This is a genomic window from Acidisoma sp. L85, from assembly GCF_009765865.1.
GTDB lineage: Bacteria > Pseudomonadota > Alphaproteobacteria > Acetobacterales > Acetobacteraceae > Acidisoma.
Window position 1 is genome coordinate 1 of sequence record NZ_LMUQ01000055.1, and the last position, 10,424, is coordinate 10,424.

A 10,424-nucleotide genomic window follows, 5' to 3' on the forward strand; every position below is an offset into this window, starting at 1 on the left:
GTCGGTCACATCAGAGGGATAAGGCTTACGGGTCGAGGCAGCACACATGCCTCCCTATTATCGCGCGGCCACCAAAAAGTACATAACAGGCTCTAGCGCGCAGCTCATTTTGTTGAAAAAGCCTCAGGTCCATCGGCACTGTTCCTACTCGCGGGGCATTCTCGCTGCACGGGGGACGCGGTGCCGCTGACGAACGACACAAAATGGACTTCGGCAATTGCTCGGCTCTCAGGCCTAGTGGCAAGGACTATCGCCGTCTATGGGAAGTGCGGCTCGTCGAGAAATTGTGAAAGCCGCTCTCGGTCAAGCTGCAAATTAGTGAGTTCGTCCGCGACGTTGCGTTGCGCGCCCTGGTCCCACCCCAGAAACCACGCAACCCACGCTGTGCTCGCGTGTTGGTGCGGGTTTGACTGCCTGGGTGCGCCGTCGATGAACGCGTCATAACCGTCTTCGACGCAATCGATCTCTGTAGATGACATCTCTACCCCATCGGAACTCGAGAATTCGGAAGCTGGTAGCCGGCTCCCGCCGTTGCAAGCATCCTTAGCGAATATTCTGAGCCCACCTCTGGCAAAACGCGCTCTCCTTCGCCAGCGCCTCGAGCGCCACCTCTAGCGCCGAGACCAGCGAGGCGTCGTCGACATGAACTTCGGTAAGGAACTGCAGAAGGTTCGTCTCGGGGGTGATTGCCCTCAAACGCCCTGCGGAACATGCCACGCGCGGCCTGCCAGGCGGGTTGTGGTAGCTTCAAGTAAGCAGACCACGCCAGGCACTCGGCCTCGGTGACAGGCCACATTCTGTCAATCCAGCACGCGTCCGCGAGTGGAGCGTCGATCTTCGGCGGACGCTTGGGGGGCGCTCGGCTTGAACGGAGGATGTGCTCACGTGAGAAGCTCCCCCGCCTGGTTCCGCAACCAGTGGCCCAAGCACTCGTAAACATGCACCGTCGCATCGGCCCGCCCGTCGCGCTCAAGGTCTGCCGCCACGCGGTGTTCGAACCGGGAGCGAGATTCGAAAGGTAGCGATGTCCAGCGAGGCGGGCGGCCTTTCCAGCCCTTCACACAGCTACCGGGGAGTTCTTCAAGATCGGCAACTGCGCAGTCCCGCATGGGGCAAACGACGTTCTGCCGAGTCTTAAAGGCGATCAATCTAGAAACCGTTGTCCCACAGCAACTTGCCGGCCTGGTTTCTCGCGAAGAAACCACCCCTCGCCCAGATCGTGACGACGACGCCGACAGTGCCTGCCGCCTGCAACGCCTGAGCTATACGCAGCCGGAACATGAGCTCGGTCTCCAATGGCTGTGCTACAACTGCGGCCACGATGTCCAAGCCGCGGCGTTGCTGGTGCTGTTCAGCGTGGTGGGCAACGCGCCCAGGTCCGCAACGGCAAGGTCGGGCATAAGCATTTGGTTCGGGTTGTTAGCGACGGTGAATAATGCCCGTCGCGTTGGCGCCGTACGAGGTCATCGTGCGGCACCCATCGCGTTATGCAGCTTGAGAACCAGCGCGTCATCCGCCTCGATCTGAGCCACCATGCCGTTCAGCAACTTGATGGATTCGAAGTTTTGGTCGTCAGCATTGCTTTTTCGAGCGCTCGGCGGCCCTCTTCGATCCTCTCTCCGAGTCCGGTGCGGCAGGCCGCTACAATGGGGCTAACCCACGCGCCCTTGATCGTGTTGCCGCTCGTCGCTCGGGCGTAAAGGCTCTCAGGTCGCCCCGTTCTTGTTAAGCAGCTTCTGAGTGAGCGTCATTACTGGGCGATCCGGAATGGCTTGCGCATGAAGACCGCATAGCCAGGGCAGCGTTCGGCCACCAGGTCCTCAGGCATGGAACTCATGAGCACTACGGGGACGCCATCAGTGGATAGGTCACGAGCCATGGCGCGCAGTACATCGGCGCCATCCATCACCGGCATCATGTAGTCGAGGAACACCAGATCAGGGTGGTCCTTAGCCATTATTGCAAGCCCCTGCCGCCCATTCACAGCGGTCAGCACGCGATACCCTTCATCCGTGAGGACGGCATCAATGAGTTCGGCAATGCCGATTTCGTCATCCACCACAAGCACAACTCTGGTCACAAACGGTCGCGCCCTTCCCGCCGATAACCGGTGGCAAATGGGTCGCCCAAGTTTTGTTTGTAGTAGTTAGCCATAATTCTTTGAGCGCTATCGGCAGTTACCTCGATGAGTAGTCCTTGACCACTCGTGACGTATTCGTGAAGCGACGCGTCAAATTGGCTATCTCTTACCTTGAGAATCGAAACCAGACGATGAAGCTGAGAGTCTACCTCTACGAAGCGTAGCAAGATCAGGTTCTCGGCGAGGTCCGACAGGTCGCCAATCGGAGTTCGGATGGTTGGCCCCATGATGTCAGGAACCTCGAGCGTGTAGAGCGTCGTCACGCCGAGCACCCGCATCTCGTTCATCAGCGCGGTGAGAAAGTTGCCGATGCGAGTGGGCTCTGTGCTGGAAGCCTGCCTGAAGGCGCCGAGGCCGTCGATGAACAGCCTCTTTACCTTGCGGCGGTGCACCGCCTGGAGCAGGCGCTCGCCATAGGCATCCAGTAGATCGTCGGTTGGGGGCTGCCATCGCACCTCTGCCGCGCCGCTATCAATCAAGCCACGCAACGGCTGGCAGACGCCGGCAATCTTGGCATCGAGGCGCGCAGGTGTTTCATAGAAGCCGAATAGGAGGCCAGGTTCGGCCTCGCTGCACTTCGCTAGAAACTGGAGCCCGAGCGTTGTTTCCCCGTGCCCGATGGTCCCATTATCATTGTGGTGGAGTAAGCTGGCAAACCGCCACCCAACATGACGTCGAGTTGCTCTATGCCACAGGAAATCCTTCCGGGGATCCCTTCGTCGGGCTGCGAAGGTCGCGCTAGCAATGCCTCAATTCTCGGGTGGACGACGATACCGTCGCTGGTGATCTTGAAGGCGTGGCGGCCTCGCAGGAAGGCACTCCCGCGGAACTTCACGGCTTGGAGAGAACTCTCAGCCGCCCAACCGGTTAGCTGATCCGTTAGTTCGATGATGCCGTCTACCATTGTATGTTCAGGGGTGACCTTGATGCCCTGCGCGCTCGTGAGCATGAACACCGTGCAGTCGGTAGCGATGGCAATGAGCTGTAGTTCGTGAATAAACTCATTATAGGCTTGCTCGCCCTGCGCTGCCCGTCGCGCAGAAACGATCCCATCGATCACGAGGACAGAGGCGCTACGCGTCGTGATCTCTCGGCGCAACACGGCTAGCAAGCCTTTGAGCCCCTCATCGTGCAGCACTCGCAAACCGTTCAGGTAAGTGAGCTGGTCTGGGAGCTTTGAAATGTCAAAGAAGGACATGATGCTCAGGTGCTGCATCATGCGAGCGTGATATTCGGCGAAAAGGGTGGCGTAGAGAGCCCGCTTTTCGTCAGCGACGTGGTTGAAGCAAATCTGGTTGCCGAGCGTGGTCTTGCCGGCTCCAGGCGGCCCCTGAATGATGTAGAGGCCACCCTTGAGGAAACCGCCTCCTAAGATGACGTCGAGACCGGCTATCCCGCTCGGTAAGCGTTCGAGAACGCCGCCGTCCTCGTTCATGAGCGGTTTGTTTCTGAGTAGCGCGGCAGGGTCACGGTGAAGACCGAGCCTCCGCCTTGTGCATCATTCACCACGATTGTTCCCTCCATAGCCGCTACGAGTTGGCCAACCACCCATAAGCCGACGCCGAAGCCACTGCGTCGCTCATTCGCGCCAACCGCTCGCTCAAAACGTTCGAAGATGCGGGCCCGGTCGCCTGCGGATATGCCGGGACCGTAGTCCCGGACTCTGAGCCTGACCAGGGAGCCGAAATCCTCCGCGCTTACCGTTACCGGTCGGGAAGGAGCGTATTTGATCGCGTTGGAGATAAGATTATCGAGGATCTGCTCGAGAGCCAATCGATCCCAAGCGCCGGGAAGGCTTTCGGGCACCTCTATTCGGAAGGAGCAACCAGAGTAACGAGCCGTCTCAGTGAAGGTTTCAACCGTCTCCCGCACCAGATCAGAGAGATCGCAAGGGGCAAGAGCAAGTTGGAAGCGGCCGCTGGTAATCCGAGAGACGTCGAGCAACGTCCCAGCCCGTTTGATGAAATGGTCCATCGCTCTTCTGATACGGCGGACCCGGTGCTCGACTTGTCCCGATGAATATCTTCCGGCTTGCAATGCGGCCAGGAGGAGATCGATCTGGCCGACGATCGGCGTCATCGGGTTTCGCAGTTCGTGAGCAGCGACCGCAATGAAGGTATCGCGGGCGGCGACTGCCTCGATCAGCTCGGCATTTTGCCGCCGAAGCTCCTCTAAAGCAGCCTCGGCGGTATTTGCCGCTTCCGGAGGGCGATCCTCCGGGAAACTCATAAGGGGCGAACTCGCCACCACATTTTCATCGACCTCAGCATGAAAGCCTTATACGACTTAGGCAAGTCATTGCTCCCACCGCCACGCTCCGAGAACTTTCCGCGCTTCTGTGCCCTCGCGGATTTGTGACCATCTGCTTTCCGCTGCGGCGCATGACAAAGATCTGATCCTGCGCCCCAGCCCCACTAATCCGGGTGGCGTTTCGCCATGCAGATCACCTGCCGCGTGAGATCGAGTGATTTTAAGCGATCGGGAGCAATCACGGCATCGCCTTGGCGAGGCGATCATTGGCGATCACTTAGAATCGAAGACGGATGGCAGGATAGGCATTGCTACCTATCAATGCGGGCTGTTACTCGCCGAGGCTCGATGGCCAGCCCTGAGTAAGGTCGGCGTCTGGGGAGAACGTCGTGCCCCAGACGCCTTCGGCATAGGATGAGCGGTCGGTCACCGCCTCATCAGGCCACAGAAAACCTAGCTACGGGACACCCCGGGCCCCAGCACGCGCCACTCCTGCTGGCCTTGCGATCTCGGTATGACAGGACGCCTCCACTTCCGCGCTTATCCAATGTGCGATCGACCTTTCGTGCACGGAGGTCGCGCAAAGGAGCGTCCGAGCGCATGGTTTCACGCGGTGCGCGGAGGCACCTTGCCTAGAAGCGGGCCAAGGCCCTCCGCAATAGTGAGATGCGTAAACACGGCATCGCGCAGTTTGGTGAAGGGAAGCTCGCCCAATATCGCCGTCTGCACGATAGCCATGACCTCGCCAGCTTCGGAGCCGATCATGGTGAAGCCCCGGATACGATCGTCGTTTGCACCAATGACCACCTTCATGAAGCCCTGGACTTCGTCGGTTGCTTCCGTCCGCAACACGTTGTTCATTGGCAGACTGGCTGTGCGCACGGCAAGGCCGTTACGCTTCGCCTCCCCTTCGGAGATTCCGACACGGGCAAGCGGCGGATCGGTGAACATGACATAGGGGACCAAACGATCGTCGGTCCGTCGGTTGCCACCAGCCATATTGTCCCGAACAATCCGGAAGTCATCGACGGAGACATGGGTGAATTGCGGGCTGCCGGCCGCCTCCCCGATAGCCCATACACCAGCTGCGCTTGCTTCCAATCTCTCGTTGACACGGATAAAGCCGCGGGCATCCAGTTCGACGCCGGCTTTGTCGAGGCCGATGTCGGCTGTGTTGGGGGTACGGCCAACCGCAACGAGCAAGTCACTGCCTTCGATGGTCTGCTCGCCGGCAGCGGTGTCGACAGTCACTGAAACCACATCGCCCGAGAGACCGCTAACGCTCAGCGGTCGTACCCCGAGCAGGATTTCGATCCCCTCCCCTGCCAGGATGCTTCGCATTTCTTCGGCGACGTCGGGATCCTCTCGGCTCATGAGTTGGGGGCCAGGCTCGACGATTGTAACGCGGCTGCCGAAGCGACGGAACGCTTGGGCCATCTCGATGCCGACATAGCCGCCACCGAGCACGATCATGTGTGAGGGCAGGTAGTCGAGTTCCAGCGCCTCGATGTGGGTCAGCGCCCGAGCCGCTTCTAGGCCGGGAATGTTCGGAATAGTGGCGTGGGTGCCGACGTTGATTACCACTTCATTGCCGGAGATTAGACGTGTGCCCCCATCGTTCAGCGCCACCTCAATGGTCTTCGGTTCGACAAAGCGGCCACTGCCCATGATGAGCGCCGCTCCGCTGTCCCGATAAGCACCAAGGTGGAATGCGATCTCACGGTCGATCATGTCCTGCTTACGGCTGCGAACCTTTCGCATATCGGTTTTGACAGCATCGGTCAGCGTGCCGAACTGGGCCGCGTTTCGAACCAGGTGGGCAACGCGGGCGCTCCAAAGCTCATTCTTGGACGGTAAACAGGCGACGGCCGGGCAGGCACCGCCGACCCAGCGACGTTCCACGACGGCGACCGTCTTGCCTGAACGGGCAAGGTGCCAAGCGAGCAGCTTTCCGCCTTGCCCACTGCCGAGGATGACTATGTCGAAGTGTTCAGATGTGGACATGAGGACGCCTCCGTTGATGTTGGTAATCACTGGAGACGACATGCGGGTACGGGGTGAGCTTGTTAATTCCAGATTAGCTCAATAATATGCTCATTCGTCTCATCCTGGAGTATCCCGCCCTGGATTGGCTCAGCCATCTCTTCACGATGATGCCCGTGAGTGGTCGCCTCGACCTGCGCTGCCTCTACGGAGCTCCTTGGCGCATTGACCAGGCAGCGGCTGATATCGGAGGCATTGCTTACCACGCGCCACTGGCCGGATCGGTCATCTTGGAAGATCCCCAACGTGGGTTATCGCATCGTCTCGACAGTGGTGACATTCTCCTAGTGCCATCCGGTCTGGCGCATAGTCTGTATGACGGCAGCGGCGCACCGCCCGGTCCGGCCAGCAGCCGACCGGGACTCAACATGGTTTTCAGCGAGAACGCCGGATCGGGTGAGCGTCTCGATATGCTGTGTGGCCACTTTTTCACCTCGCTCCAGCACAATCGGGTACTGCGCGCCTATCTGCCGCCGCTGCTGATCGTTCGCGGCGAACGACATGTTGACGTGCAAGGGCAAGGTACGGTCGGCGTGCAGGTAAGCAGCCTGCTCTCCTTGATGCGGTCCGAAACAGAGAACGAAAGCTTGGGTGGGGACGCCCTGTTGAACGCACTATCAACGGCGCTCTTTACGCTGACGCTGAGACTTGCGAGCACAGACGACGCTGCACCAGCAGGTCTGCTGGCGCTCGCCGCTCATCCTCGGCTTTCCCCGGCCTTAACAGCCATGTTTGAGGATCCGGCTCATTCCTGGACCCTCCCGGAACTCTCCCGACTTTGCAATATGTCGCGAGCGACGTTCGCACGTTATTTCCAGAGAAACCTTGGCCATTCAGCCGCGGACCTTCTGCTGGACATCCGGATGATTTTGGCAAGCAACGAATTGAAGAAGCCATCGAGTTCTGTCGCTTCCGTCGCCGAGACGGTGGGTTATCAATCCGAAGCTGCATTCCAGCGTGTCTTCAAGCAGAAGATGGGCATTACGCCAGCGCAATGGCGTCGAGCATCAGCTTCCAAGCGGTCGAGGCGCTCCTCCCGCACATGAACTCGTCACCAAGGCCACGTCGCGCGGCTCACCCCCAATGGACGAAGGCGTCCGGCCTCCTGTGTGCGGGTTCGGATGCGGCCCAAGCCGCTTTCTTTCCAATGACTCATGCGGAGCGGTCAACAGGCTGCCCGCGGCCGCGACATCGTCCAGCTTGCGAAGGCCCTCGGTCTGGAGAGCCCGATCCTCGGTGGCTTCGATTGGGGGGCAATGCATCCTGCGCAGCGGCAGCGCTATGGCCAGAAAACATTGGCGGCCTCGTATCATACGCGGGCTACGACGTGATCGACGTCAGCCGACAACGCCACCCCGTCCCACCGGCGCTCGAGCGCGTCTTCTGGTACCAACATCTATTCCAGACCGAACGCGGACGCGATTGCCTAGCTGAGAACCGTCGCGCACTATGCCGGATGCTGTGGAGCGAGTGGTCGCCAGGCTGGCAATTCGACGAACCCTCCCTCGTTCGTCAGCGACGTCGCCACGGGCCTCAATATGGTTGTCAACGTGGCGACGGCGCACAGGGGCGTTGTCTTTCGTTTCCGCTGTTGTTGTCGTTGCGACACTGGCCTATCCGCCGAAAGCGAGCGGCAGGCCTTTCTCCGGCCAGTCCATCGCCACCAGGGCGCCGAAGCCACCCAGGGTGACATAGGCCGTGCCATTCCCTGCGCCGCCAAAGCAAATATTCGTCGTCAACGGATCGCCCGTCACGACCTCTCGTACCACATGCCCATCCGGCGCGATGGCCGTGACCTTGCCCGAGTAAAGTGTTGCCACGACGATATTCCCGGCGCCGTCCACCGCCAAGCTGTCGAAACCCTGATACCCCGGCAGCCCGCAGACAAGCCGGCCGCCATGCGGCGAGGGAAAGGGCGCCTTATGGACGAGGCCCGGCGAGAGAATGTCGAAGGCCCAGAGGCGCGATGGCTCCATCTCGGCGACATACAGTGTCGTGCCGTCCGGCGAGAGACCGATTCCGTTGGGCGTTAACGCGGGGTAGGCGACCTCTACGATGTGGGAGCCGTCGGGCCGCGCGTAATAGACGCCGCCATGATCGTGGCTGCGCTCGAGGTTCTTGCCGAGATCGGTGAAATAGAAGCCGCCCTCACGGTCAAAGACGAGATCATTCGGGCCGCGCAGAGGATGGCCGTCACACGCCTCGTAGAGAACCTCGACCTTGCCAGTCGAGGGCTCGACACGCTCGATGCGGCCGGTTGTGTAGTGCTTGTCGCTTGGGATGGAGCGGAGAACGCCGTCTTCCCTGATCCAATGCGAACCACCACTGTTGCAGACGTAGAAGAATTTGTCCGGCCCGATCGCGAGGCCGTTCGGGCCGCCGCCGGGCTCGGCCACGACTTCCGTGCGGCCATCGAGGAAGACGCGGGTGATGGTCCCGCGTGCGATCTCCACCAGGGCTATGGAACCATCCTCCAGGACGACCGGACCTTCCGGGAACAGCAATCCCGTGGCGATGGTGCGGATGTCGGTCATTGTCGTTTCCCCCCCTCGGCTTCTTGCGTCTCAACTCCCCAAGCCCCCATCAACGACATGGACGTGGCCGGTGACGTAGCTGCTCATCGGAGAGGCCAGGAACAGTGCGACGCTCGCCACCTCATCGGGATCAGCATGGCGGCCCAGGGGAATGTCGGCGTCGATGGCGGCGGTGATATCCTGGCCGGTATAGGCGGTCAGCCGCTGCTCGATATCAGCCTGGAACGCGTTCTGAATCGGGCCGGGATTGAGTGAATTCACCCGGATGCGGCGTGGCGCCAGGGCGCGCGCGGCGGCGCGAACAACGCCGGTCTGAGCATGCTTCGCGACGGTATACGCGATGTTGTTCTCGGCCCCTGTCCCGCCGCGCAGTCCGGCGAGGCTGGATGTCACGATAATGCTCCCGCCGTCATTCATGCGCGGCGGCCCGTATTTGCAGACCAGGAAGGCAGCGCGGGCGTGGACGCGCAGCGTCCGGTCGAAGGCCTCCTCGTCATATTCGGCGAGCGGCCCGATGAACCCGTGATTTCCGGCATTGCTGAGGATCACGTCGATCGCGCCCCACATCTCGGCCGCCGCCGCGACATAGCCTGCGACGGTCGCGGCCTCGGCGACGTCGCCGGAGAAGGTCGCGACTCGGTCAGGATCGAGTGCCGCGGCGGCCTCCGCCAACCGCGCGGTATCAAGATCAACCAGCATCACCCGCGCGCCCTCCGCCACAAAGCGCCGGGCGGCAGCAAGGCCGACGCTGCCGCAGCCGCCGGTGACGATGCAAATCTTGTCTTCGAGCAGAGCCATGGCAGCTTCCTATTTCACGCTGCCGGCCGCGAAGCTGCCTTCGAGCTGCTTCCTGATCAGGGCGATGGCGATGATGGGAACGGCGAAATAGATCGTCGATCCGGCAAAGATCTGGCCATAGAGCGGCCCTTCCGGTGGGACGAAGCGCATCAGCAAGGGCAGGAACGTCAGAGCATTCTGATCAGTCAGTATCAGGGCGAAGAGGAATTCGTTCCAGCAGAAGCAGAAGATGAGCACGGCGGTCGTTAGGATCGGCGGCAGGGCAATCGGCAGAATGACGCGCCACAGTACCGTCCAGGAGCTGGCGCCGTCCATCCGCGCAGCCTCGTCGATGTCGAGGGGAATGGCGACGAAAAAGCCGCGCAGCATCCAGATGGCGAAGGGCAGCGAAAAGGTCAGGTAGATCGCCGACAGCCCGCTGACCGTATCAAGAATATCAAGTTTGCGGAACAGCAGGTAAACGGGGATCACCAGCACGATGCTCGGGATCATGCGGATTGCGAGCACCAGCAGGGCGAGGCGCCGGAAGCCGCCGCCGAAGCGCGTCATGCCATAGGCCGCCATGGCGCCCAGTGCGATCGAGACAATGGTCGCGGTCATGGCGGTTGCGAAGGAATGCCAAAGTGCACCCCAGAATGCATCCTGCGCGAAGATCTGCC

10 protein-coding genes are annotated in these 10,424 nt (G+C 60.8%); 1 reads left to right on the forward strand and 9 read right to left on the reverse strand.

All coding sequences use genetic code 11. The features are described 5' to 3' along the window. Positions 1-1,149 precede the first annotated feature (1,149 nt). From GSQ83_RS18065 to GSQ83_RS18090, 6 genes are all read right to left on the reverse strand, one after another. A complete protein-coding gene (locus GSQ83_RS18065; protein ID WP_158804295.1) occupies positions 1,150-1,320 on the reverse strand; it encodes a hypothetical protein in 171 nt (56 codons plus the stop codon). A 430-nt stretch (positions 1,321-1,750) separates the two neighbouring features. Beyond that, positions 1,751-2,080: a response regulator gene (locus tag GSQ83_RS18070; RefSeq protein WP_158804296.1), complete on the reverse strand. Its 330-nt coding sequence runs from the start codon at positions 2,078-2,080 to the stop codon at positions 1,751-1,753. Next, positions 2,077-2,835: an RAD55 family ATPase gene (locus GSQ83_RS18075; protein ID WP_371418036.1), complete on the reverse strand. Its 759-nt coding sequence runs from the start codon at positions 2,833-2,835 to the stop codon at positions 2,077-2,079. The genes GSQ83_RS18070 and GSQ83_RS18075 overlap by 4 nt, the downstream gene beginning before the upstream one ends. Beyond that, the gene (locus GSQ83_RS18080; protein ID WP_158804297.1) at positions 2,721-3,575 is read right to left on the reverse strand and encodes an ATPase domain-containing protein; all 855 of its coding nucleotides are present in this window, start codon (positions 3,573-3,575) and stop codon (positions 2,721-2,723) included. Before GSQ83_RS18080 ends, GSQ83_RS18075 begins: the two co-directional genes overlap by 115 nt. Continuing rightward, positions 3,572-4,387, reverse strand: coding sequence for a sensor histidine kinase KdpD (locus tag GSQ83_RS18085; protein WP_158804298.1), 816 nt, complete (start codon positions 4,385-4,387; stop codon positions 3,572-3,574). The genes GSQ83_RS18080 and GSQ83_RS18085 overlap by 4 nt, the downstream gene beginning before the upstream one ends. A gap of 609 nt (positions 4,388-4,996) precedes the next feature. Continuing rightward, positions 4,997-6,394: an FAD-dependent oxidoreductase gene (locus GSQ83_RS18090; RefSeq protein ID WP_158804299.1), complete on the reverse strand. Its 1,398-nt coding sequence runs from the start codon at positions 6,392-6,394 to the stop codon at positions 4,997-4,999. 86 nt (positions 6,395-6,480) lie between these two features. On the opposite strand from GSQ83_RS18090, the gene GSQ83_RS18095 reads away from it, so the two are divergent. Then, positions 6,481-7,479, forward strand: coding sequence for an AraC family transcriptional regulator (locus GSQ83_RS18095; RefSeq protein ID WP_158804300.1), 999 nt, complete (start codon positions 6,481-6,483; stop codon positions 7,477-7,479). 567 nt (positions 7,480-8,046) lie between these two features. Here GSQ83_RS18095 and GSQ83_RS18100 read toward each other — a convergent pair. The 3 genes from GSQ83_RS18100 to GSQ83_RS18110 all read right to left on the reverse strand — a co-directional run. Continuing rightward, entirely contained in the window at positions 8,047-8,967 is a 921-nt protein-coding gene (locus GSQ83_RS18100; RefSeq protein WP_158804301.1) for an SMP-30/gluconolactonase/LRE family protein, read from the reverse strand. A 30-nt stretch (positions 8,968-8,997) separates the two neighbouring features. Continuing rightward, positions 8,998-9,765: an SDR family NAD(P)-dependent oxidoreductase gene (locus GSQ83_RS18105; protein WP_158804302.1), complete on the reverse strand. Its 768-nt coding sequence runs from the start codon at positions 9,763-9,765 to the stop codon at positions 8,998-9,000. Positions 9,766-9,774: 9 nt separating this feature from the next. Continuing rightward, a partial coding sequence (locus tag GSQ83_RS18110; protein WP_158804303.1) for a carbohydrate ABC transporter permease occupies positions 9,775-10,424 on the reverse strand: 650 nt, incomplete at its 5' end.